At 61.6% G+C, this 20,953-nt stretch carries 25 protein-coding genes and 1 tRNA gene; 8 read left to right on the plus strand and 18 right to left on the minus strand.

Going from position 1 to position 20,953, the window contains the following annotated elements; translation table 11 throughout:
- From HJB84_RS19510 to HJB84_RS19525, 4 genes are all read right to left on the minus strand, one after another.
- On the minus strand, nt 1-232 hold a 232-nt coding region (locus HJB84_RS19510; protein ID WP_259671129.1), incomplete at its 3' end, for an ACT domain-containing protein.
- A gap of 217 nt (nt 233-449) precedes the next feature.
- A complete protein-coding gene (locus HJB84_RS19515; protein WP_221116640.1) occupies nt 450-1,466 on the minus strand; it encodes an acyltransferase in 1,017 nt (338 codons plus the stop codon).
- A 46-nt stretch (nt 1,467-1,512) separates the two neighbouring features.
- A complete protein-coding gene (locus tag HJB84_RS19520; RefSeq protein WP_221116641.1) occupies nt 1,513-2,793 on the minus strand; it encodes a hypothetical protein in 1,281 nt (426 codons plus the stop codon).
- Between the two features lies 1 nt (nt 2,794).
- Nucleotides 2,795-3,844 (minus strand): glycoside hydrolase family 5 protein, encoded by a 1,050-nt coding sequence (locus HJB84_RS19525; protein WP_221116642.1) that lies wholly within the window; start codon nt 3,842-3,844, stop codon nt 2,795-2,797.
- A gap of 135 nt (nt 3,845-3,979) precedes the next feature.
- Here HJB84_RS19525 and HJB84_RS19530 point away from each other — a divergent pair, with 135 nt between their 5' ends.
- Nucleotides 3,980-5,596: a GumC family protein gene (locus tag HJB84_RS19530; protein ID WP_221116643.1), complete on the plus strand. Its 1,617-nt coding sequence runs from the start codon at nt 3,980-3,982 to the stop codon at nt 5,594-5,596.
- 59 nt (nt 5,597-5,655) lie between these two features.
- Entirely contained in the window at nt 5,656-5,988 is a 333-nt protein-coding gene (locus HJB84_RS19535; protein ID WP_221116644.1) for a hypothetical protein, read from the plus strand.
- 361 nt (nt 5,989-6,349) lie between these two features.
- Here HJB84_RS19535 and HJB84_RS19540 read toward each other — a convergent pair whose 3' ends face one another.
- The 8 genes from HJB84_RS19540 to rfbF form a co-directional block, all read right to left on the minus strand.
- Nucleotides 6,350-7,024, minus strand: coding sequence for a GNAT family N-acetyltransferase (locus HJB84_RS19540; protein ID WP_221116645.1), 675 nt, complete (start codon nt 7,022-7,024; stop codon nt 6,350-6,352).
- A gap of 24 nt (nt 7,025-7,048) precedes the next feature.
- Nucleotides 7,049-7,807, minus strand: a complete 759-nt coding sequence (locus tag HJB84_RS19545) for a cephalosporin hydroxylase family protein (RefSeq protein WP_207582511.1) — start codon at nt 7,805-7,807, stop codon at nt 7,049-7,051.
- 32 nt (nt 7,808-7,839) lie between these two features.
- Nucleotides 7,840-8,988, minus strand: coding sequence for a DegT/DnrJ/EryC1/StrS family aminotransferase (locus HJB84_RS19550; protein ID WP_221116646.1), 1,149 nt, complete (start codon nt 8,986-8,988; stop codon nt 7,840-7,842).
- Nucleotides 8,989-9,064: 76 nt separating this feature from the next.
- Nucleotides 9,065-10,303 (minus strand): glycosyltransferase family A protein, encoded by a 1,239-nt coding sequence (locus tag HJB84_RS19555; RefSeq protein WP_221116647.1) that lies wholly within the window; start codon nt 10,301-10,303, stop codon nt 9,065-9,067.
- Nucleotides 10,300-10,842, minus strand: a complete 543-nt coding sequence (gene rfbC, locus HJB84_RS19560; RefSeq protein ID WP_207582514.1) for a dTDP-4-dehydrorhamnose 3,5-epimerase — start codon at nt 10,840-10,842, stop codon at nt 10,300-10,302. The genes HJB84_RS19555 and rfbC overlap by 4 nt, the downstream gene beginning before the upstream one ends.
- A complete protein-coding gene (locus tag HJB84_RS19565) occupies nt 10,839-12,074 on the minus strand; it encodes a class I SAM-dependent methyltransferase (protein WP_221116648.1) in 1,236 nt (411 codons plus the stop codon). Before HJB84_RS19565 ends, rfbC begins: the two co-directional genes overlap by 4 nt.
- A complete protein-coding gene (rfbG, locus tag HJB84_RS19570) occupies nt 12,071-13,135 on the minus strand; it encodes a CDP-glucose 4,6-dehydratase (protein WP_207584235.1) in 1,065 nt (354 codons plus the stop codon). The genes HJB84_RS19565 and rfbG overlap by 4 nt, the downstream gene beginning before the upstream one ends.
- Nucleotides 13,126-13,899 (minus strand): glucose-1-phosphate cytidylyltransferase, encoded by a 774-nt coding sequence (gene rfbF / locus HJB84_RS19575; RefSeq protein WP_207582516.1) that lies wholly within the window; start codon nt 13,897-13,899, stop codon nt 13,126-13,128. Before rfbF ends, rfbG begins: the two co-directional genes overlap by 10 nt.
- Nucleotides 13,900-14,248: 349 nt before the next feature.
- On the opposite strand from rfbF, the gene HJB84_RS19580 reads away from it, so the two are divergent.
- Entirely contained in the window at nt 14,249-14,545 is a 297-nt protein-coding gene (locus HJB84_RS19580; RefSeq protein WP_221116649.1) for a DUF982 domain-containing protein, read from the plus strand.
- 349 nt (nt 14,546-14,894) lie between these two features.
- On the opposite strand, the gene HJB84_RS19585 is transcribed toward HJB84_RS19580, so the two are convergent.
- Both HJB84_RS19585 and HJB84_RS19590 read right to left on the minus strand, forming a co-directional pair.
- Nucleotides 14,895-15,185, minus strand: coding sequence for a poly(hydroxyalkanoate) granule-associated protein (locus HJB84_RS19585; RefSeq protein WP_221116650.1), 291 nt, complete (start codon nt 15,183-15,185; stop codon nt 14,895-14,897).
- Between the two features lie 221 nt (nt 15,186-15,406).
- Nucleotides 15,407-15,493: transfer RNA gene (locus HJB84_RS19590), tRNA-Leu, on the minus strand.
- Between the two features lie 168 nt (nt 15,494-15,661).
- Between HJB84_RS19590 and HJB84_RS19595 the strand changes: the two genes are divergently transcribed.
- Entirely contained in the window at nt 15,662-16,084 is a 423-nt protein-coding gene (locus tag HJB84_RS19595) for a BA14K family protein (protein WP_207582519.1), read from the plus strand.
- A 10-nt stretch (nt 16,085-16,094) separates the two neighbouring features.
- On the opposite strand, the gene HJB84_RS19600 is transcribed toward HJB84_RS19595, so the two are convergent.
- A complete protein-coding gene (locus tag HJB84_RS19600; protein ID WP_207582520.1) occupies nt 16,095-16,388 on the minus strand; it encodes a SelT/SelW/SelH family protein in 294 nt (97 codons plus the stop codon).
- 120 nt (nt 16,389-16,508) lie between these two features.
- Here HJB84_RS19600 and HJB84_RS19605 point away from each other — a divergent pair, with 120 nt between their 5' ends.
- Nucleotides 16,509-17,246 carry a type 1 glutamine amidotransferase gene (locus HJB84_RS19605; protein WP_207582521.1) on the plus strand — a complete coding sequence of 246 codons (738 nt, stop codon included), beginning with the start codon at nt 16,509-16,511 and terminating at the stop codon, nt 17,244-17,246.
- A gap of 11 nt (nt 17,247-17,257) precedes the next feature.
- Nucleotides 17,258-17,806, plus strand: a complete 549-nt coding sequence (locus tag HJB84_RS19610; protein WP_207582522.1) for a sugar O-acetyltransferase — start codon at nt 17,258-17,260, stop codon at nt 17,804-17,806.
- Nucleotides 17,807-17,870: 64 nt separating this feature from the next.
- On the opposite strand, the gene HJB84_RS19615 is transcribed toward HJB84_RS19610, so the two are convergent.
- The gene (locus tag HJB84_RS19615) at nt 17,871-18,299 is read right to left on the minus strand and encodes a helix-turn-helix domain-containing protein (protein ID WP_207582523.1); all 429 of its coding nucleotides are present in this window, start codon (nt 18,297-18,299) and stop codon (nt 17,871-17,873) included.
- A gap of 149 nt (nt 18,300-18,448) precedes the next feature.
- Between HJB84_RS19615 and HJB84_RS19620 the strand changes: the two genes are divergently transcribed.
- On the plus strand, nt 18,449-19,840 hold the full coding sequence (locus HJB84_RS19620; protein WP_246762706.1) for an MFS transporter: 1,392 nt from the start codon (nt 18,449-18,451) through the stop codon (nt 19,838-19,840).
- 88 nt (nt 19,841-19,928) lie between these two features.
- On the plus strand, nt 19,929-20,381 hold the full coding sequence (locus HJB84_RS19625; protein ID WP_221116651.1) for a GFA family protein: 453 nt from the start codon (nt 19,929-19,931) through the stop codon (nt 20,379-20,381).
- A gap of 4 nt (nt 20,382-20,385) precedes the next feature.
- Here HJB84_RS19625 and HJB84_RS19630 read toward each other — a convergent pair whose 3' ends face one another.
- Together HJB84_RS19630 and HJB84_RS19635 are read right to left on the minus strand one after the other, a co-directional pair.
- Nucleotides 20,386-20,685 (minus strand): CcdB family protein, encoded by a 300-nt coding sequence (locus HJB84_RS19630; RefSeq protein ID WP_221116652.1) that lies wholly within the window; start codon nt 20,683-20,685, stop codon nt 20,386-20,388.
- Nucleotides 20,685-20,915 (minus strand): type II toxin-antitoxin system CcdA family antitoxin, encoded by a 231-nt coding sequence (locus tag HJB84_RS19635; RefSeq protein WP_088940105.1) that lies wholly within the window; start codon nt 20,913-20,915, stop codon nt 20,685-20,687. Before HJB84_RS19635 ends, HJB84_RS19630 begins: the two co-directional genes overlap by 1 nt.
- Nucleotides 20,916-20,953: the final 38 nt, after the last annotated feature.

A 20,953-nucleotide genomic window follows, 5' to 3' on the forward strand; every position in this document is an offset into this window, starting at 1 on the left:
CGTAATCCATCGAAAAGGGGGCGGCGACCGGTGGAAAATCGGCGCCGATCTCGGTGCCCGAAAGACCCTCTTCCGAGATGAACGAGACGCGCATGAAGAACTTGCCGGTATCGAGATCGTCGAACTGCGAGCTGTCGATGATGTTGCAGCCCTTGTCGGCCAGATAACTCGAAATCGCCGCCACGATGCCGCGCGTCGACTTGCAGGATACCGTCAATACATAGCTTCTCATGTCTCTCGCTCTTCCCTCTTCAAGACCGCCGCCGTGCTTAGATCAAAGCCCCGGCGGCGAACAGGCCGGCGCACTTTCATTCATGCGACAAATTGCAAGATGAACCGTCATGTTTCTGCAAGTTCTCTCACGTTGGGCATAGCTTAGGAGAAGTTGCGCGAAAAACTGTGCCGCCAGCGCCGCCGGGATGCGTATTCTCGCCTTCGAGCGCTGAATCTTAGGCCGGCGGGCGGCCTGCCACCGCGACCTTGCGGCGGGGCGTGGTGATTTCGTGGATGAGTGCGCCGCCGATCGACGAGAGCACCAGCGACAGGATCACGAAGAGGACCGGCTGCTTCAGGATGCCGATCGGCAGGCGGTCGGCGGCGACCCTGAGGAAAGCCAACGTGAAGGCGTGGGTGATATAGATGCTGTAGGAGCAGTCGCCGAGATAGTTCAGCCAGCCGATAAAAGGCAGCCTGGAAAAGTCGATGGAGACCGCGCCGTAGACGATGAAGATCGCCGGAATGCCCCAGGCGTAGAACCGGCTTTCCGGCCCCATCAGCGCCTCGTTGATGAAGAGAAATGCGAACCCCAGGGCCAGTGCCGCCCATGCCCAGCGGTTCGGCAGAAGCACCTTTTGCCGGTAGAGCCAGCCGAGCACGACGCCGGCGAGAAACTCCAGGATGATCGGCTCGCCGTAGAACCGGCTGGCCGTCATCTCAGGCAGCAGCCGGCAGACGATCAGGATCATGGCAAAGACGGCCAACATCGCTGGAATCCGGCGGACTTCCGGGAGTGCCAGCAGCAGCGCAAACACGAGGTAGAAGAACATCTCGTAATTCAGCGTCCAGCCCGGCACGACGACGGGGGCGATCGTGCTCGGATCGGCGGCATTGGCCCATGGCAGAAAGAACAGCGAGGCGATGAGATGCGACAGGTCGAACACTGTCGATTTCAGCAATGACGGGGCCGCCAGCGCCACGACGGCCGAAAACAGCGTTGCCAGCCAATAGAGCGGCACGATGCGTTTGATCCGCCGGCGGGCAAAATCGATGGGGCTCATCGCCCGCCCGCTCGTCGTTAGCCACATTACCAAACCGCTGAGCACGAAGAAGATGTCGACGCCGGTCTCGCCATAGACGAAGGCGGTGGCGTCGACGGCGGGGTTGACCTTGGCAAGCTGCAAGATCGCGTGGAAATAGACGACCATCAGCGCAGCGATGGCGCGCAGATATTGAAGCTGGACAAGCATCGAGCGTCTTGCTCCTCGGGCTCGCGCGGGCGCCGTGCCGCTACGGTCAACTCATTACATCTGCCGCACGATCCTGCCGGAGGCGCGGGCTGTCGTGGAAGCGCATATATCCGACGACGAACCACAGGAGACCGGCGATCTTCATCGAGAAAACAGCGGTCCCCCCGATCATCATATTCAGAAAAATGAAAAGAGAAAGTGAATGGGCGCAACGCCGCTGCGCCGCCGTGCGTCCCGCCGGAAAAAGGCAGACAAACAGCCAGAAGGCGATGACGCCGAAGATCGTCGCCGCGTAGATCAGATAAACATAGCCGCTGTCGGCAAATTCGGCGACCCGGTCGACCGAAAGCCCGAGGATGGCGAGAGGATCGAGATCCATGACCTTCTTCATCGTCAGGTTGATGCGGCCGGTGAAATTGTCGCCGGTCGCATTGGGTTTCAGGGTGTAGACGAGGAAACCAGCGGCGACGATCAGCGGCATCAGCGTCAGATTGAAATTCTTCGGGATCTTCGGAAAGACGAAATAGCCGCCGATGCAGGCAAGGCAGAAGATCAGCATCGTGCGCGTATCGTTCGTCACCAGGATCAGTACCGCCGTGCCGATCATGAGCAACCGGTCCCAGCGACCGAGCCTTTCCCACATGGAAATCAGATAGATCGCGATCACGCCGCAGAAATTGGCGAGCGACACCTGTTCGAGGAAGATCGACGACGAGCGGTGGTCGATAATGCCGAAGGAGAAACGCTCGGGAAAGCCGAGCGCGTTCTGGAACAGGCCTGTCGTGTTGTAGCTCAATGGCAGCAGCCCGCGCGTATTGGCGAAATAATCGGACGGATGGACGATGCTGACGTAGAACGGCACGCTGACGATCTCGAAGATCAGGAAGATCATCACGGCAAGGCTCGCCCAGCGAAAGGCGAGCTTCATGGTTTTCTCGTTGCTCCAGCCGCCGAGGCCGGTAAAGCAGAAGATGATCAGCACGTTGCGGAAATGATCGACGAACAGCATGCGGTTCAGCACGCTGACGTAGATCGTCACGACAAGCGTGAACAGCAGGAACAGGAAGGCCGGGAGGTCCGTCTCGTAGATCCCCTTGTGCAGAATGTAGAGGATGGCGCTCGCCATGATCAGCCCCTCGCTGGCGGCGACATGCGTTAACGAGAGCGGCATGATGTTGTGGTTGATGAAGGCGAGAATGCCGTTGTAGAGCACCGACAGCAGGCCGAGCCAGAGCACCGGGTAGTCGATGCGCGACGCTTGACCGGCGGCATTGAGCCGGTTGCCGGCTATGGTGAAACTCGCTGCCTTCTGGTCGAGGATCGCCATGTCAATTCCCCGCCGGCTTGACGGTGACGCAGGCGCCGGCTTTGGCTTTTGCCGAGGCGACGAGAAGCCGCATCTGCGGCCGCTCGGTGCCCTTTCGCGGCTGGACGTTGAACGGTTCGTCGGCCGGCCACCATTCGCCCGCCGCCCAATAGGACCAGCCAAGCCAGGCGTCGCCATTATCAGACATGGTGGAATAGATCTCGGTTAGCCCGCTCATGCAGTCCTTGTCGGTGGAGGCGCCGAATTCGCCGAGAAAGCCGCGCTTATGGTTCTTCTTCAGCCAGGCGGTGACGCCGGCGATCGCCTCGACGGCGGCGCCTGAGCCTTCGCAGGTCGGGTGGGTTCCGGAGGAATCGGCGTCGAGATACTGGTGGACCTCATAGGCGTAGAAGTCGAGCGGATCGCGCACGCCGAGCATGACCGTGCCATTGGCGCCGCCGATCACGTCCGTTTCCCAGCTTGCCGCGCCGCTCCAGGCGGTGCCCGGCACCAGGATGAGGTTGCGGGCGCCGACGGCGCGGATGCTGCGGATCGCCGCATTGGCGGCATCGAGCCAGTCCGTCGCCTTGATGTCGTGCGGTTCGTTCATCAGGCCGAAGAGCACGCCGTCCTGATTGGCGAATTCGACCGCGAGCCTTGCCCAGAAATCACCGAAGGCAGCATCCGTCGCCGGCGCCGTGCCGATCTGCGCCTTGTCGTAATAGCCGAAATTATGCGGGTCGAGCAGCACGGCCATGCCGTGCTTGCGGATCAGCCCGACGGTATCCTTGATCCGCTTGAACTCGTCCTCGTCGAGCCGCCCGCCGAGCGCCGGCTGCAGCCGCTCCCAGCGGAAGGGCAGGCGGATGATCGTCATGCCTTTTTCGGCGAAATAGCCGATCGTGTCTTCGCCGGGATAGGTATAGTTGGTGCCGAAGGTGCCGCCGCGCTCGCCATATTCGCCGCCGGAAAGATTGACGCCGCGAAAACAGGGCGCGTCGGCGGCAAGGGCCGGCGACGGGACGAGAGCGGCCGCAAGCAGCAGCGCCGTCAGATGTCGTCTCGTCCTCATGGCTATCCTCGCAATCGCGGCAAATCGCAACATCGGCGTCGCTGAGATTATTTTAACGGTCCGTTAGCTAAGAATTTCTAAAGTCTCAGCACCTCGGCTTCAGTCTTTCACGCTGGGCGGGACACGAGTGTGCGTATGAACCAGTATGACAGGAACAGGGTAAGCCGGCTCCCTGGCTGGCGCAGTTATGAGTCAACTCAGACTGCGCCGGAAGGCGTGCGCATGCGCAGCCCCGTCGTCCGTCCGGACGATTTCGTGCCGCCGGTGCTCGAACCCGCCGCTCCTGTGCCGCCACAGGCAAGTGTCGCGGCACCCCGCCGGTCCGAGCGCCCGGCGCCTTCGCCCCCGACCGCACCTTTGAAACAGTCAGCCGTGGACGCGCCGTCGAACGCCGTGCCTGTGCCTGCCGCACCGCTTCTCGATCTCCGCTCCAGTGTTGCGGCGATCTGGAGCCGACGGCTGGTCGTCCTTGGTCTGGCGCTGCTCGGCGCCGTTGCCGGCGGGGCGGTGGCGCCGTCCATCGGGCAGAAATTCACCGCCGTCAGCAGCCTCTATTTCGATCCGCGCCAGATCGGCCTTGCCGATGCAGGCGGGCAATCGTCGGGGCCTTCGCCGGAAATGATCTCGACGTTGATCGACAGCCAAGTGCAGATCCTGACTTCGGGCAATGTGCTTCGCCGCGTCGTCGAGACCATGAAGCTTGACCAGGATCCGGAATTCACCGGTGGCCGCACCGATGGCGCCGCCGTGATCGGCGCCCTGCAGAAGGCATTGGTCATCACCCGTCAGGCCAGCACCTATGTTGTTTCGCTTGCCGCGACGACCAATGATCCCGAAAAATCCGCAAGGCTCGCCAACCAGGTCGTCACCTCCTTCACTGAGGAGGAGAACAGCGCCTCGAACGGCATCTACGAAAACACCTCCTCGACGCTCGACGGACGTCTCGACGATCTGCGCCAGAAGGTACTGGAGGCCGAGCAGGCTGTCGAAACCTTCCGCGCCGACAACGACATGGTCGCCACCGAAGGCAATCTGATCTCCGATCAGCGGCTCGTCTCGCTGAACACGCTGCTGGTGACGGCACAGGAAAAGACCATTCAGGCGAAGGCCCGCGCCGATGCCGTCGCCAATCTCCGCGTCGAAGACATCGTCGCCGGCAACCAGGCGGAGGGTGGCGTCACCTCGCCGCTGGTCAGCCTGCGCCAGCAATATGCCACCCAGGCCGCCGCCGTCGGCAGCCTCGAAAGCCAGATGGGCACGCGCCATCCGCGCCTGCAGGCGGCCCGCTCCTCCCTGCAAAGCATTGCCGGTGAAATCAAGGGTGAATTGCAGCGTCTCGCCACGTCCGCCAAGGGTGAGTACGAGCAGGCCAAGGCCGCCGAGGACAGCATCGCCAAGGAACTTGCCGTGCAGAAGGCGCTGCAGGCGAGCACCTCGGACAAGCAGGTGGAATTGAATGAATTGCAGCGCAAGGCGACGGCGGCGCGCGATATCTATGAGACGGTGCTGAAGCGCTCCAGCCAGACGAACGAGGAGCAGAACCTCAACCAGAGTAACATTCGCGTCATCTCGCCGGCCGAGCCGCCGGTCAAGGCCGATGGCCCAGGAAAGAAGATCCTGCTGGTCGCCGGCGTCATCGGCGGTCTTCTCGCCGGTTTCGTCGCCGGCGCGGCCTTTGCGATCCTTGCCGGCCTCTTCGGCCATCCCGTTATCAGAAGTTATTTCAGGAAATCGCCCGCGACCGCCGCTTGATGACGGTCTCCGGTTTTCCTACATCCTGTGAGTGCCCTATTGCCGGCAGGAGAATTGCCATGCGGCTCATGATGATGCTTCTGATGTCGCTCGTTGCCGTGTCCGGCCTGGCGCCCACGTCCGCCTCTGCCGTCGACTGGACGAAATCGGTCGATTCCAACGTTCAGCCCCTCTATCCCTACAAGGGTCTGCCCGGCGTCAAGGCGCAGCCGGACAAGAAGGAGGAAGAATCCTATAATTGCCGCACCGAAACCGTCCAGATCCGCCGCCGTTACGACGAAATCTTCCGCTCGGGCGGCATGCCGACGCTGATGTATGTCTGCGAACGCGACGGCTTCATCTCGATGGACGACAAGGTTCCGCTACGCGGCCACTATCAGCCGGTGCGATAGAGCCTTTCCTGATCAGATTGAAGCATTCTGTTGGCTCAAACGGAGTCGGATGCTCGACCGGCCGGCGCGCGTCGTAGCCGAGCTCTACGGCCAAGCCGGCCGGTCGAGCAGGCGGCCCGTTTCAGCCAACCCTGCCGCAGATTTGCCTGGCAAATCTGCAAGACTTGGAAATCGCCGGACGCACTTATCGCTTTGCCATAGCGAAGCGGTGCGGCCGGTGGGCGCCGGACATCTTTCCGCCAGGATCAGAGGCGATCGGCTCGGATGTACCTGGGGTATGCCCATCGCCAATCGCCTCTGCCCTGACGAAAGCCTGCTCCGGCAGAGTGCTTCAATCTGACCAGGAAAGGCTCTAGGCGCTTCAGCCGGTCAGCAAAGCCGCTGAATGCGCCTGTCGGAAACGTTCGATCGGAAATTCCATCCTCAGATAGTCGAAGCCGGCATTTGCTTCTGGTCGATCAACGACCGAATATTTGACCATGTCCTCTTCCTCGATGCGCCGCAGCGGCAGGCTTTCGGCTGCCGAAAAGCCCAGCCGTTTGTAGAGGCCGATCGCTTTTTCATTGTGGGAGAAGACGTGCAACTCGGCCGTTTCGGCCCCAAGCCCGGCGAACGTCCACTCCAGCATTGTCATGCCGCAATGGAACATCAAATTGCGGATATCGCTCGCCCGGCCGCGGATGACATTGTCGAATTCGGCCGAGCCGGGCCGGATGTTGCAGACGCCGAAATTGCCCAACCGGTTTCCGCCGGGATCGCAAATGACGAATAGGATTCGGTCATGGGCGGGCAGCGAGATGCTTTCGAGCCACCGCCGCGTACGTTCCTTGCTGGCGCTAAACTGGGTGAGGAAAAACGGCATCGACTGGTTGCGCCACGTCGTCAGGTCGTCGATCAGGCCAGGCTCGTCGAGCATCGATCTGTCGATGCATTGCAGGTCGCCCACATGCTTGCCGCTATCGTCCCTGATCGGAAGTCGGAGCCGTCGTGCCGGATCCGCATTGTCCTTGAGGTTGACGATATCCACCTGCGCCATGAACGGCTATCCCTGATTGTCCGCTCACGCCTTGCGGCAGATGCAGTAGCCGCCCGGCGACGAAGACAGCACGAGCTTGCCGTTCAGGACCGGATCGACTTCGAAGCGGTCGGTTTCCGCCAGATAATCGGTGACTGCCTTCAGCGGCTCATTGCCGCGCAGCCAAATCTGGGAGCGCTTCGTGAAGGCCTGCTCCTCGGTCAAGTGGCCGATGAGCGTGTCGGCGACGACGAGGTAGCAGCCTTCCGTCACCAGCGGACCGTAGGCTCGGCATTCCGCCAGAACATGCTCGTAGGAATGGTCGCTGTCGAGCACAACCATGACGCGGGCGCCCGGCGGGATCTCGGCCTTCACGGCGGCAAGCACGTCGTCGTCGACGGAACCGCCCTGGATCATCTTGATCCGGCTCGACATCGGATGGGATTCGATCGACTCGCGATTATGGGCGCGGATGTCGATGTCGACCCCGACAACTTTGGCCTTGTCATTGCCCGTGGCGGCGAGGATCGACGCCATGAAGATCAGCGAGCCGCCGCGCGCGATGCCCGTTTCGATGATGACATCGGGTTTGGTCGCCCAGATGACTTCCTGTGTCGCCAGGATATCGACCGGAAGCTGGATGATCGGCACGCCCATCCATGACCAGAGATAGAAGTAGTCGAACTTGTCGAGCCCGATCAGCGTGTTCAGCGACTGTTGGAAACTTGCCTCGTCCTTGCCGAGCGCAAGCGACATCTCCCGCCTGTGGGCTTCGAATTCGAGACGATCGTCCTTCGTGGTCATGACTGTTCTTTGTCCTTCGCTGTAGGGCTGCCTTAGACCGACTGCCGCAATGCCGTGCTGTTATGGTAGATCCGCCCGGCCGCCACATCGAGCAGCGTTGCCGCCACCCGGTCGATATCGGTTTCGCTCATGTCGTGATAGCTGGGCAGGTTGATCGCGCGGCCCGGAATGCTCCAGGCGTTGACGTTCTCGGGCCGGTCATCGAACATGGAGAGGCTGGAGAGGGGATGGAAGAAGACGCGCGCGTCGATATTGGCGGTCTCGAAGGCCTGCTGCATCATCTCGCGGACAATACCCGTCGACCGATGAAAGACCGCGGTCGGCATCCACGCGCCGTTAATCGTGCCGCTATATTCCGGGTTCATCGAGATGCCCGGCAGGGCGGAAAGCCGGACCATGTAAGCGGCGAGGATTTCCCGCTTGCGGGCGACGAGTTCTTCGATGCGCTCGAGCTGTGCGCAGCCGATGGCCGCCTGGATGTTGGACATTTTGTATTTGAAGCCGATTTCGTCGGGCCAGAACTGCTTGGTCTGGCCGCGCGCGCGGCCGTGGTTGCTGAGCGTCAGCACCCGTTCGTAAAGCGCGGCGTCGTTGGTGACGAACATGCCGCCTTCGCCCGTCGTCAACGTTTTCGTGCCGTGGAAGGAGAAGGTGCCGAAGGCGCCCATCGAGCCGGCGCGGCGGCCATTCCAAACGGAGCCGATCGCTTCCGCCGCATCCTCGATCACTGGGATGCCGGTGCGCTTGCCGATCTCGAGCAGCGCATCCATGTCGCAAAGATTGCCGTAGATGTGGGTTGCGATGATCGCCTTGGTCTTCGAGGTGATGTGCCGCTCGACCTCGTCTGGATCGATGCACCAGGAGTCCGGCAGCACGTCGACGAAAACCGGCTTGGCGCCGAGGTGGACGATCGGCGAGACGGTGGCGACCCAGTTGGTGTCAGCGAGGATCACTTCGTCGCCTTCGCCGACACCGAGCGCGGCCAGGCCCATGTGCATGGCGCCGGTGCAGCTCGATGTAGCGATGGCGAAGTCGCTACCGAGATGGGTCTTGAAGTCGCGTTCGAAGCGGTTGATGTAGTCGTAGCAGCGTGCGCCCCAGCCGGTCGCTGCCGCGTCCGTGGCATAATCGATTTCAAGCTGGGTGATGGAAGGCTTGGTGTAGAAGATCCTGTTTGTCATGCCGCTAATTTCTGTTGAATTGAAATCGAGACGCGGGCGCCCGCCACGACGCTAGCTTTTGAAACTGGCGCGAGGCTCACATGATGATGTGCCGGGCGACATCGTGCTCGTGGAACACCAGATTGGGCAGGTAGCCGAGTGCTACGAAATATTCCCGGTCGCTGTCGACGTTGATGAAGACGGCAGTGCTTTCCAGTGGGCTGTCGCTGATTTCCACCGTAACCTTCACCTTTTCGTTGAGGCCGAGTTCGCGCATCAGGCCTTCGAGTGCGGTGATTTCCGAGAAGCCGCCGAGAAGCAACGTGTCGATGCCGATTGCCGAATTCACTTCGCTCACCAGCGTCTGGATGGCGACCATCAGAGGCAGCCCTTCGCGGAAGGGGCGAATTTCCGGGTGGTCGAGCATCCCGCCCCACATGATGCGGGTATAGAGCTCATAGGCCTTGATGAAATTCTTGCGCGCGGCCCAGAAGCGGAAGGCGACCGCCATGCGGTTGAGCGTGAAGATCTTGCACATCTCTTCATACTTGAGACGTGACTCGGGCGTCAGGATCACCGCCCCGCGCCTGGCGCCCGTATAGAGGAAATATTCAAGTCCGCCGCGATAACGATCCCAGCTCGTCATGACGTCATTGGCGCCTTCCTGTGGACGGTCACGAACGATCGCCGAATTGGCGATGGAGCGATAGAACGGCCGCTGCAGGAAGGCGACCGCGCCTTGATCGAGGAAATGCGCAAGGAACGGGAACGGGTAGAAGCAGATGTCCCGCGGGATCCAGGCCGACCGCAGGGCCGACGCGCGGTAGATCGCGATTTCCGGAAAGATGTGGCGTTCGAAGATATACTGAAAGACGTCGCCGAAGCTGCCGCGCGGAAACTTCCGATCCTCCTCGACATTGTAGAACTTGGTGATGTCGTTTTTGGCGACTTCGTCATAGAGGAACCAGGGCGCATGGGCGCAGGTCACATCCTGGTTCTCATCGAGATATTTGACGGTGTTGGCCACCGCATCGGCAATCAGGATGTCGTCGTCGGCGAGATAGACGACGTATTCGCCCCTGCCGAGGCGAAGAGCGCTCGTGACGTTGGCGTTAGCGCCCGCGTTGACCTCACGCTTGTAATAGCGGATCGGCAATCCGTGCCCGATGAACTCCTCGACAACTTGCTGGGTGTGATCAGTGGAGGCATTGTCACAGATGACGATCTCGAAGGGAAAATCGAATTTATAGTCGTTCCGGCAATAGATCAGCGCGTTTCTGAGGTAGGCCTCGCGATTGTACGTCGGGATGCAGATGCTGAGTTTGATGCCGCTCAAAGGCTTGTCTCCTGGCCGTAGCTCTCAAGCGCGGCGTCGCGCTCGCTGATGATGCTCGGCATGAACGGCCAGGCGATGGAAAAGGCGGGATCATCCCAGCGGACCCCGCGGGCAAGTTCCGGTACGTAGGTTTGCGACATCTGGTAGAAGAGCTCGCAGTCGTCCTCGAGGGTCAGGAAGCCGTGCGCGCATCCGACAGGTATGTAGAAGGCATTGTGACTGATGGCATCGAGCTCGACGGAGGCCCACTTGAGATAGCTCGGCGAATCCGGCCTGAGATCAAGTGCCACGTCGAAGACCCTGCCGCGCGTGGCGCGCACCAGCTTCGCCTCCGGCCGCGGCTCGGCCTGGTAATGCATGCCGCGCAGCGTCCCGCGCATGTGGTTCTGGGAGACGTTGCACTGCGGGTAGACGGGCACCAGACCCCGCGCCGCGAAGGTCTGTGCGTCGAAGGTTCGTGCGAACATTCCCCGGTCGTCGGAGCGCGCGTCGACTTCCACGACAAAGGCGCCCGAAACCGCCGTCGGAAGGAATTTCATCCGAGCACCGTCAGTTCCGGCACGGCGACGGCAAAGCGTCCACCCCAGGCTCCGACCCTGCTGTTGGCCGCAACGACTTCGTTCTTGATGTTCCAGGGCAGGATGAGAATGTAGTCCGGCTGCGTCTCGTCCATCTTCTCAGGCGCGTAGATCGGCAACTTGCTTCCCGGCAGGAAGTGTCCCTGCTTGTGCGGATTACGATCGACCACGTAGTCGATCAGGTCGGTACCGACACCGCAGAAATTCAGCAGCGTGTTGCCCTTGGCGGCAGCGCCATAGGCGGCGACCGTCTTGCCGCTGCGTTTGGCTTGCTCGAGGAAGGCGAGCAGACCATCCTTGATCGGCGCCACGCGGCTCTGGAAGGCCTCGTAGATCTCGACCTTGTCGAAGCCGGCAGCCGCCTCATCGGCGCGGACTTTGGCAAGGCCGTGACCGATTGCGTGAGCCGTGGATGTTGCACGGCAGGCAAGCACGCGGAGGCTGCCGCCATGGGTCAGCAGCTCTTCTACGTCGAATACCTTGAGGCCGTGCGCTGCGAAGACTTTTTCGACGGCGAGCAGCGAAAGATAGTAGAAATGCTCGTGGTAGACCGTGTCGAACTGGATGTTTTGCATCAGCCGCAGCAGATGCGGGAATTCAACGCTGACAACGCCATCCGGCTTCAGAACGGCAGAGAGCCCGCTGACGAAGTCGTTGATATCAGGCACGTGGGCCAGCACGTTGTTGCCGATGACGATGTCGGCGGCAAGGCCGCGGGAGACGAGGTCGGCAGCGGTTTCCTTGCCGAAGAAGCGCGCTTCCGTAGGAACGCCGATCTGCCGCGCCACCTCCGCGACGTTCTCAGCCGGCTCGATGCCGAGCACCGGCACGCCGGCCTCGACGAAATGTTTGAGAAGATAGCCGTCATTGCTCGCCACTTCGATGACCTGCGACGCCGCGGTAAGGCCGAAACGTTCGCGGGCCATGATGGTAAACTGGCGGGCATGCTCCACCCAGCCGTCGCTGTAGGAGGAGAAGTAGGCATAGTGGCTGAAGATGTCTTCCGGCGGGACGAAAGCATCGGCCTGCACCAGCCAGCATTCGGAACAGACGAAGGCGCGCAGCGGATAGGATGGCTCCGGCTGCTCGAGTTGCTCTTCCGTCAGATAGGCATTGGCGAGCGGCGTCGAGCCGAGGTCGACGAAACGATGCTTCAACGGAGCATCGCAAAACCGGCAATTGTGCGCTGTCATGATACTGCTTCCTCATATGCCGCGATCTGGCCGAGCGAGAAGGCGCGCATGTCTTCGCCCTCGCGGTTGGCTTTGTACCAGGCGGCAGTCCAGTCGATGGTCTGTTGCAGGCTCAGCCGCGGGCGCCAGCCGATGGTGTCGAGCGCGAGCGCCGAGCTCAGGGTCAGCGCCGGCGCTTCGGGCAGATGTTCCCCCGGCGCCAGCCGCCACACGTCTTCGACGCGATGCGCACGCCCGAGCGCCTCGGCAAGTTCGGAAACAGTGGCGAAGCTTTCGGGATGCGGGCCGAAATTCAACGCATTCGGCAGATCCTTGACGCGTTCCTCGGTCAGCGCTTTCGCGAAGCCGAGATAACCGCCAAGCGGCTCCAGTACGTGCTGCCAGGGGCGGATCGCCGCGGGATAACGCAGCATGATCGGCTGGTTGCTTTCGAAGGCGCGGATGAAATCCGGGATCAGCCGATCCCTGGACCAGTCGCCGCCGCCGATGACATTACCGGCGCGCACCGTGGCGAGCCTGAGATCTCGGCCATTGAAAAAACTGTCGCGGTAGCTCTGGCAGATGAGTTCGGTACAGGCTTTGGAATTGCTGTAAGGATCCTTGCCTCCGAGCGTATCGGTCTCGACGAAGGGGATGCCGCTGCCATTATTGGCGTAGACCTTGTCCGAGGTGATGACCAGCACTGTTTTGACGGAGGGCGTCTGCCTAACTGCGTCGAGAACATTTGCCGTTCCCATGACATTGGTCGAGAAGGTCTCGGCCGGGTTCTCATAGGAACGCCGCACCAGCGCCTGCGCCGCCATATGGATGACGATCTCCGGCTCGAAACGCCTGGAGAGAGAAAGAAGCGCCTCGGCGTCGCGGATATCGACGATGTGATGGCCGCGATCGTCCCAGGGAGCGAGTTTCCGATAGAGTGACGGTTCGGTCTCAGGCGCCAGGGAAACCGCGCTCACCTCAGCGCCGAGCCGTTCCAGCCACAGGGAAAGCCAGGAACCCTTGAAGCCGGTATGGCCGGTGAGGAAAACCCGCCGCCCTTTCCAGAAATCGGTCAGGCCCATTGCTTCCACGGCGCCTTCCCGGAATTCCAGAGTTCTTCCAGATGGGTGCGCTCGCGAAGCGTATCCATCGGCTGCCAGAAGCCGTCATGCTTGAAGGCGGCAAGTTGGTTGTTGGCGGCAAGCCATTCCAGCGGTCCGGCTTCCCAAATCGTGTCGTCGCTTGGGATGAGATCGACCACCGAAGGGTCGAGCACGAAGAAGCCGCCATTGATACGCTGGCCGTCGCCTCGAGGTTTCTCGACGAAGGAGGTGATGAACTGGCCTTCGATATTCGTGGCGCCGTAGCGTCCGGGCGGGGTTACCGCGCACATCGTCGCCTTCAGGCCGTGATCGCGATGGAAGGCGACTTCGGCGGCGATGTCGATGTCGCCGACACCGTCGCCATAAGTCATGCAGAAGGGTTCGCCTGGTGTCAGATGGTCGCGAATGCGCCCGAGACGGCCGCCGGTCATCGAATGCATGCCGGTATCGACCACGGTCACGCGCCAGTTCGGTCGTTTACCGCCGTGATAGTTGATACTGTTGGCGCCGAGGTCGACGGTGATGTCGCTGTGGTGCAGAACAAGGTTTACGAAATATTCCTTGATCATATAGCCCTTGTAGCCGGCGCAGATGATGAAATCATCGAGCCCGTGATGGGCATAGATGTTCATGATGTGCCAGAGGATCGGCATGCCGCCGATCTCGACCAGGGGCTTAGGCCGGACGCTGGTCTCTTCGGCGAGGCGCGAACCCAGACCACCGGCGAGAATTACGACTTTCATCCCGAGCGAACTCCAGAGTGTTTAGAAACAATTATGGTTTCCGGCCTGCCCGGCGAGGCAATCCGGCATGCGGGGCGCTCACAGGCGGCACGGCCGTATGCCCATCCTGGTCCCGGTATCCGATTTCGTTCTTGTGCGAGGCTTGCGGGGGTGTCGGACGAGGCGGCCGCGCTTTCGGCAGGCCATGCGTTGAGCAATGAAACAGCCCCGCTTGGCCGCACTCGTCACGCATCCATTGCCGAGGCCGTCGATAGAAAACGGCTCTATCGGGCAACGATAGCGCCTCCCGCCTTCCCCGGCACGCTTTTTGCATTGTTACTAATATTCTAACTCTTGGGGAGAAAGTGCCATGCAATGGAACACATCGGCGGATTTTGCGCCTCTCGTTCTCTTTCTCGGCGACCGGCACAAGCGCAAGATCGTCAGGACGCTCCACGACGCAGCCGAAGTTCTGATGGTGGACTGGCCGTTTGAGGATGGAGAGGAGTACGTGGCGGCGGTGAAGGCTTGCGCCGATGCCGTCATGGGGCAAGCGGGGATGGACCGACTCAGAGAATTGCTTCTGAGCGCCGCCAGAGAAGCCGGCATGGGGGTTCTGACCGTTATTCCAGACAGCAGGAAGACGACGGTCGAAATGGCCGCGTGAAGGCCATCAACCACGCCATCACGCGCCGGCCAAAGCGGCGCTGACGCATAAGATGCACATGCTGCGAACCGCCCGATAAGGGAAAGCTCTGCTGATGGCTCCCGCAGGATACCGGTCCGCCGGCCGCTTACTGTCGACAGATGCACACGTCGTCACGAAAAAAACCTCACTTCGGAATCCCGAAATTCCCCCGCTTCGGGATTCCGAAATCCGCCGGGTTTTGCGAGGTGTTGCCGTGGCGAAACATCCAATGATTTCAAGTCGGCAACCAATTTCGGGATTCCGAAGTGCTATATAGAATATGGGAGGAGTTCGCGGAATCGCCGCTATTCTTGTCCCGAAGAGACGGTTAGGCCTCTAGATCAAGCTGGAGTGGAGTGCTGGCTGCTTCGGCTACTTTAGCCTTCCGATTTTTTGCCGCACGGCGTGGTGGCTTTGTGATCTTTGGCAAAGTGTCGGAGCCGAACTCGTCTGACTCGGAGCCGACCAGCAGCGGATAGGCAGCAAGCGCCGCACCGGCCGAGGATACATCAACGACCTGGTTGGGCGGAGGCATTTCAATGGCCGGCTTGGCGGCTGGCGCCTCGCGCGCCTTTGAAGGCTCAGGGGCGCTGGCTACGGATGTGGCGTATCGGATCATCACAAGGCTCCATTTTGTTCGCTTTATGTTCCATCGGCAATGAACAAGTCAATGGCGGCTGGGTATCGGCGACCGGAATACGCGTTAATATGGATTTTGAAAGTCCGTGGAATTGAGCAGGCAAGCCTTGAACGCATTGCTGCTGGCCTGTTTCCACAGGCACAAATGCGTAAATTTTGGATAGGCTTAACTCCTTGATCCGGTAGCGATCAAGAATGGAATGGTGCCCAGAAGAGGACTCGAACCTCCACACCCTTTCGGGTACCAGCACCTGAAGCTGGCGCGTCTACCAATTCCGCCATCTGGGCGACGGAGAGCGATGTAAGGGGGCGGCTCCTGACTGTCAACCGGGTTTTTGAAGTTTTTCTGACAGTTGGCGAAAAACAGTCGGTCATATGAGAGGGAGCGGCCGGAGGGCAGGCATAGCGCTTCGCTTGGTACGCCCTATATAAAGGAAATATCGAAAGGAATCCCTCATGCCCGTTGTCCGCATGCTAGTGTTCGCCGGTCTTCTCGCCGTTCTCGCGCCTGCCATGGCGGGCGCTGATTCGCTGAAGCTGGGCAAGCCGGGGATCGGGCCGCTCAACACCGGATCGACGCTCTGCGATTTTCGCGGGTGCTTCGGTTTCGGGCCGCAGCAATGGCATCGACCCGCCTATGTCCAGCCGAATTACCGCCCGCGCGGCGCGACGGGTCCGACCTATTACCAGCCGGGTGCGGCTGGCCGGCCGCAGCTGACCTATGAGCCGCCGCCGGTGCGCCGGCTGCAGCCGAAGGTGGCTGACAAGAACAGCCATGTCGCCTGGTGCAGCAATGAATACCGCTCCTACGATCCAAGAACGGATCGCTTCCTCACCTATGAAGGCATCTACAAGACCTGCCGCTCGCCCTATCGCTGAGTTGCCGCCATTAGCTTTCGAGCAAGGCGCGGTCGACATGACCGAGATCGCGGCCGGGCTCGATGATATCGCGCACCCGCTGCTTCAGTTCCTTCGGCCCGGGAAAGCCGCCGTCGCGCTTGCGCTCCCAGATCAGATCGCCGTTGACGCGGATCTCGAAATTGCCGCCGGTGCCGGGGATCAGCGCTACTTCCCCGAGACTGTCGGAAAAAGTGTGCAGCAGCTCCTGCGCCATCCAGGCGGCGCGCAGCAGCCAGTTGCACTGAGTGCAGTAGAGGATCGAGACACGGGCTTTTTCGGTCATGGCAGACTCCTTTTCTCTGCGCTGATGTAAGCCCTGTTGTTGGCGCGCGCAATCGCCAGCGTCTTGCGCGCCACCCGCCGGCATGGTCTCTTCCTCTATCGGCAATACCGGGAAAAACCCATGCGAGTCGCAGTCATCGAAAATATGAAGAACACCGGCCTCGGCGCGCTTGCCGCTGCACTCCATGAGGCGGAAGCGGAGATCGAGTGGTTCCGGGTGTGGCAGGACGGCGTCCTGCCGCCGGATATATCCGGCCATGACGCGCTTGTCGTTCTTGGTGGCGAGCAGAGCGCGCTGGATGACGAGACGCACCCCTATCTGCCGGAGCTCGTCCGGCTTTCGCGCCGCTTCGGCGATGCCGGCAAGGCCGTGCTCGGCATCTGCCTCGGTAGCCAGATCCTCGCCCGCGCCTATGGCGGCGACAATTTGCTAGGAAGCGCCCGCGAATTCGGCTGGCACGGGATCGGCGTCACCGAGGAGGGCCAGGCCGACCCGCTGCTGTCGGCGCTTGGCGGCGAATTCACCATCTTCGAATGGCATGTCGATACGTTTTCCCTGCCCGCCGGCGCGGTGCGTCTGGCGACAAGCCCTGTCGCCGAGAACCAGGCTTTCCGCATCGGCCGCGCCGTCTATGGCACCCAGTTCCATTTCGAGGCCAATTCCGCGGTCGTCGCGCAATGGAAGGCCGAATTCCCCGATACGATCGAGCGCATCGCGCCAGGCTGGCTGGAGAGCCATGCCGAACTGGCGGCAAGACATGGGCGTGGCGCCGATGCCGCGGGCCTTGCCATCGCCCGCGCCTGGGTCAGCCTGATCGAAGCAGACGAGATCGAGATGCTGTCAGAGGCCTCGGCGTGAGAGGCGAGGTCATGCCGGCAAGCGAACGCGAGAAGATGGCGGCAGGCGAATGGTATTGCTGCCTCGATGACGAACTCGATCTCTTGCGCCGGCAGGCGCGCCGGGCTGTCCATGCCCACAATACGCTGCCGCCGGACGAACGCGGCGCCATGGCGCCAGCCCTGAGGGCGCTCTTTGCGGGCATGGCACCCGATGTCTTCATCGAAGCGCCGTTTCACTGCTCCTACGGCATCAACATCACTCTCGGCGAGCGCGTCTATTTCAATGCCGGCTGCACCATCCTCGATTCCGGCCGGGTGACCATCGGCGACCGCACCATGTTCGGCCCCGGCGTGCGGATCTATTGCGCCGAACATCACAAGGACCCGACGCTTCGCAGCCGGGGCATCGAGATCGCTCGGCCGGTCGTTTTCGGCAGCGACGTCTGGATCGGCGGCGGCGCCATCATCCTCGGCGGCGTCGCGATCGGCGATGGTGCGATCGTCGGCGCCGGCGCCGTGGTGACCAGGGATGTGCCGGCGAACGCCACCGTGATCGGCAACCCGGCGCGCGCTCGATAGGCTTCGCCCAAATTCATCTGTCGCGGCATGCAGGCCAAAGCCCCCGCCAGCATTCGTTGCCCGGCTAAAGGCCGCTGTCGGCTCGCGCATCGTAGCGTTGCCGCGCGGCGATGATGCCGGCCTGGTTCTGCTCGGTCCACAGCACCAGCGAACGGATCGTTTCGTGCAGCGTGCAGCCGAGCGGCGTCAACGCGTAATCGACCTTCGGCGGCACGACCGGATAGACGGTGCGCTCGATGATACCGTCCCGCTCCAGGTGCCGCAGCGTCGTCGTCAGCATGCGCTGGCTGATGCCGTCGATATTCCTCTTCAATTCCGTGAAGCGAAGCGTGCGTTTTTCGAGCAGCGCAATGACGAGCAGCGACCATTTGTCGGCGATCCGGTCGAGGATCTGCCGGACCTCGCATTCCTCGCGCGCATCCCATTGCAGGACGTCATAATTCTTGCCGGTGCTGCAAATGTCACTCGGTGAGTTTGAAGTGCCTTCTTCCATGGTGCCGGATCATGTCTTAACTAGGCTTCGGTTACAAGAGGGAACCGAGGCATGAAAAGTAACTCGCCTCATCCCCGTTGTTTCAGCTCGTCAACCGAAGGAACGGATCCATGTCCACCCCATCTTCCCAGACCAAATCAGAAGGACGCATGAGCCCACGCTCAGCCGGGGCACTGATCGTGCTCTGTGGCGCGATCTTCCTCGAAGGCATCGATGTCGCCATGCTCAATATCGCGCTGCCGGCGATCCGCGCCGATCTCGGCCTGTCGACAACGACGCTCAGCGCCGTCGTCAGCGCCTATGTGCTCGGTTATGCCGGCTTCATGCTGCTTGGCGGCCGCGCCGCCGATATCTTCGGCAGGAAGCGCGTCTTCCTGACGGCGCTCGCCGTCTTCCTCGCCTTCTCCGGCCTCGGTGGTTTTGCGAGCGAGGGCTGGATGCTGCTCGTTGCCCGCTTCGTCACCGGTGCAGCTTCCGCCTTCATGACGCCCGCCGGCCTGGCGCTCATCACCGCCAATTTCCCCGAGGGAGCGCAGCGCAACCGGGCGGTAATGATCTATGCGTCGACGGCGTCGGCCGGCTTCTCGCTCGGCCTTGTCGCCGGCGGCCTGCTTGCCGCGATCGACTGGCGCTGGGTGTTTTTCGCGCCGGTGGTGCTTGCGGCGAGCCTCCTTGCCGTCGCCCCGCGGCTGATCGTCGACCGGGGTGCGGGAACCGCGCGTGGAAAATTCGATCTATCTGGCGCAGTGACGCTGACCGGCGCCATGCTGCTTGCCGCCTACGGCGTCACCCGGCTCGAGCATCCTGGCGAGCGCGCGGAATGGACGATCGCCGTCTTTGTGGCAAGTGCGCTGTTCTGGCTTGCCTTCATTCTGATCGAGCGCTCTTCGGCTGCCCCCTTGGTGCGGCTCGGCATTCTGCGCTCGGGCGCCCTGATCCGCGCCAATCTCGGCGCCCTGCTGTTTGCCGGCTCCTTTTTCGGCTTTCAGTTCATCGCCTCCCTGTATCTGCAGGAGCTGCTCGGCTGGACGCCGATGCAGACGAGCCTGGCGCTGCTGGCGATCGGCATCGACGCGGTGGTTGCGCCGATCCTGACGCCGCGGCTCGTCGACCGCTTCGGCAATGTCTGCGTCATTCTCGGCGGTTTCCTGCTGGCGCTTGCCTGTTATGCGCTATTCTCTCGCATGGGCTTCGACTGGACCTATGCTGCCATGTTCCCGTCGATGCTCCTGCTCGGCCTTGCCTTCGCGCTCGGCTATGGCCCGTTGACCATCGTCGCGACCGACGGCATCGCCGAAGACGAGCATGGGCTTGCCAGCGGCTTGGTCAATACCGCGATCCAGTTCGGAGCCGCGCTCGGCCTTTCCGGCGTCAGCGCCATCGGCGCCTATATTCTGGGCGAAGAAATCTCTCCCGAAGCCCGGCTGGAATCGCTACGTGTGGCGCTTCTGGTGCCGATGGCGGCTGCAGCCCTCGGCGCGCTGGTCATGGCAACGGGCCTGCGGGGCCGCGGCGGCTCCCGCCGCGAAGCGGTCGCCTGACCATGCTCGGCAAGGCTACGCATCGTGGCCTTGCCACCTCGACAGCGGCGATCATTCCGCTAGATCATCGGCAAACGGGAGAAATATCATGACAGCGCAAACCCTACCCATGGAAGGCGGCTGCCGTTGCGGCCAGGTGCGGTTGAAGATCAGCGCGCCGCCGCTGCTGACCATGGCCTGCCATTGCACAGGCTGCCAGAGGATGACCGCGAGCGCCTATTCGCTCAGCGCCGCCATCCCCAGTGAAGGCTTCGAGGTGACGAAAGGCGAGCCCGTCATCGGCGGCCTGCACGGCGTTACGAAACATTATTTCTGCCCGCATTGCATGAGCTGGATGTTCACCCGTCCGGAAGGCATGGACTGGTTTGTCAACCTGCGTGTCACCATGCTCGGCGATCCCAGCTGGTTCACCCCCTTCATCGAGACCTGGACGAGCGAGAAGCTGGCCTTTGCCGAGACCGGCGCCGTGCACAGCTATGAGGCGCTGCCCGAAATGGACGCTTATGAGGGGCTGGTGAAGGAGTATATGGGCAAGGGATGACGGCTCAGAAGCCCTGGAAGAGAAATTCCAGGGCGCTGGTGATACGATCGCTGTCGGAGGTGAGATCCGCGGCGACGACGCCGATCTCTTTAATGGAAATCGCGCCGACAAATTGGGTCGCCATCACGTATGGCACGTGGTTGATCACGAATTGCGGATTGAGCTGGCGCATTATTTTGGGAAGAGCTTGCAGCGGAAGCATCGGTGCCATGATCCGCGTCGTCAGCTCGCCATGCAGATCTGACTGCAGATCGAGAGCAAGCGCATCGGTATGCACGAGATTGTAGACGTGAAACCGCGCCATCAGAATTGGCGATATTTCTGAAACGGCAGGCCGTGCTTTTCGACATAGGCATTGGAAGCGGCGATGGCCTCGGCATTCTCGATACGCCACAGCCGCTCGCGTTCCGCCTTTATGGCTTTCGCGATTCCATCTTCCGCCGCCCTGGATATATTGATCTTGAGGTCGCGCGCCTGCGAGACGAGACCTTCATCGAGAGAGAGGTTCGCTGCTTTTCTCGCATGCTGCGCCATGACGATCTCCTTGGTTTGATGCGCACACTATATGCGCA

It is taken from the genome of Rhizobium sp. NZLR1b (assembly GCF_019685155.1).
In the GTDB taxonomy this organism is placed as follows: domain Bacteria; phylum Pseudomonadota; class Alphaproteobacteria; order Rhizobiales; family Rhizobiaceae; genus Rhizobium.

What these genes read in the sequence shown, in the direction of transcription:
- HJB84_RS19580 (WP_221116649.1), top strand. Translation starts at nt 14,249, where the DNA reads ATGCAATGGAACACATCGGCGGATTTTGCGCCTCTCGTTCTCTTTCTC.
- HJB84_RS19615 (WP_207582523.1), bottom strand. Translation starts at nt 18,299, where the DNA reads ATGGAAGAAGGCACTTCAAACTCACCGAGTGACATTTGCAGCACCGGC.
- HJB84_RS19545 (WP_207582511.1), bottom strand. Translation starts at nt 7,807, where the DNA reads ATGACCACGAAGGACGATCGTCTCGAATTCGAAGCCCACAGGCGGGAG.
- HJB84_RS19630 (WP_221116652.1), bottom strand. Translation starts at nt 20,685, where the DNA reads ATGGCGCGGTTTCACGTCTACAATCTCGTGCATACCGATGCGCTTGCT.
- HJB84_RS19550 (WP_221116646.1), bottom strand. Translation starts at nt 8,988, where the DNA reads ATGACAAACAGGATCTTCTACACCAAGCCTTCCATCACCCAGCTTGAA.
- HJB84_RS19540 (WP_221116645.1), bottom strand. Translation starts at nt 7,024, where the DNA reads ATGGCGCAGGTGGATATCGTCAACCTCAAGGACAATGCGGATCCGGCA.
- HJB84_RS19620 (WP_246762706.1), top strand. Translation starts at nt 18,449, where the DNA reads ATGAGCCCACGCTCAGCCGGGGCACTGATCGTGCTCTGTGGCGCGATC.
- HJB84_RS19530 (WP_221116643.1), top strand. Translation starts at nt 3,980, where the DNA reads ATGAACCAGTATGACAGGAACAGGGTAAGCCGGCTCCCTGGCTGGCGC.
- rfbG (WP_207584235.1), bottom strand. Translation starts at nt 13,135, where the DNA reads ATGGGCCTGACCGATTTCTGGAAAGGGCGGCGGGTTTTCCTCACCGGC.
- rfbF (WP_207582516.1), bottom strand. Translation starts at nt 13,899, where the DNA reads ATGAAAGTCGTAATTCTCGCCGGTGGTCTGGGTTCGCGCCTCGCCGAA.
- HJB84_RS19600 (WP_207582520.1), bottom strand. Translation starts at nt 16,388, where the DNA reads ATGACCGAAAAAGCCCGTGTCTCGATCCTCTACTGCACTCAGTGCAAC.
- HJB84_RS19515 (WP_221116640.1), bottom strand. Translation starts at nt 1,466, where the DNA reads ATGCTTGTCCAGCTTCAATATCTGCGCGCCATCGCTGCGCTGATGGTC.
- HJB84_RS19535 (WP_221116644.1), top strand. Translation starts at nt 5,656, where the DNA reads ATGCGGCTCATGATGATGCTTCTGATGTCGCTCGTTGCCGTGTCCGGC.
- rfbC (WP_207582514.1), bottom strand. Translation starts at nt 10,842, where the DNA reads ATGAAATTCCTTCCGACGGCGGTTTCGGGCGCCTTTGTCGTGGAAGTC.
- HJB84_RS19635 (WP_088940105.1), bottom strand. Translation starts at nt 20,915, where the DNA reads ATGGCGCAGCATGCGAGAAAAGCAGCGAACCTCTCTCTCGATGAAGGT.
- HJB84_RS19565 (WP_221116648.1), bottom strand. Translation starts at nt 12,074, where the DNA reads ATGACAGCGCACAATTGCCGGTTTTGCGATGCTCCGTTGAAGCATCGT.
- HJB84_RS19525 (WP_221116642.1), bottom strand. Translation starts at nt 3,844, where the DNA reads ATGAGGACGAGACGACATCTGACGGCGCTGCTGCTTGCGGCCGCTCTC.
- HJB84_RS19520 (WP_221116641.1), bottom strand. Translation starts at nt 2,793, where the DNA reads ATGGCGATCCTCGACCAGAAGGCAGCGAGTTTCACCATAGCCGGCAAC.
- HJB84_RS19625 (WP_221116651.1), top strand. Translation starts at nt 19,929, where the DNA reads ATGACAGCGCAAACCCTACCCATGGAAGGCGGCTGCCGTTGCGGCCAG.
- HJB84_RS19605 (WP_207582521.1), top strand. Translation starts at nt 16,509, where the DNA reads ATGCGAGTCGCAGTCATCGAAAATATGAAGAACACCGGCCTCGGCGCG.
- HJB84_RS19585 (WP_221116650.1), bottom strand. Translation starts at nt 15,185, where the DNA reads ATGATCCGATACGCCACATCCGTAGCCAGCGCCCCTGAGCCTTCAAAG.
- HJB84_RS19610 (WP_207582522.1), top strand. Translation starts at nt 17,258, where the DNA reads ATGCCGGCAAGCGAACGCGAGAAGATGGCGGCAGGCGAATGGTATTGC.
- HJB84_RS19595 (WP_207582519.1), top strand. Translation starts at nt 15,662, where the DNA reads ATGCCCGTTGTCCGCATGCTAGTGTTCGCCGGTCTTCTCGCCGTTCTC.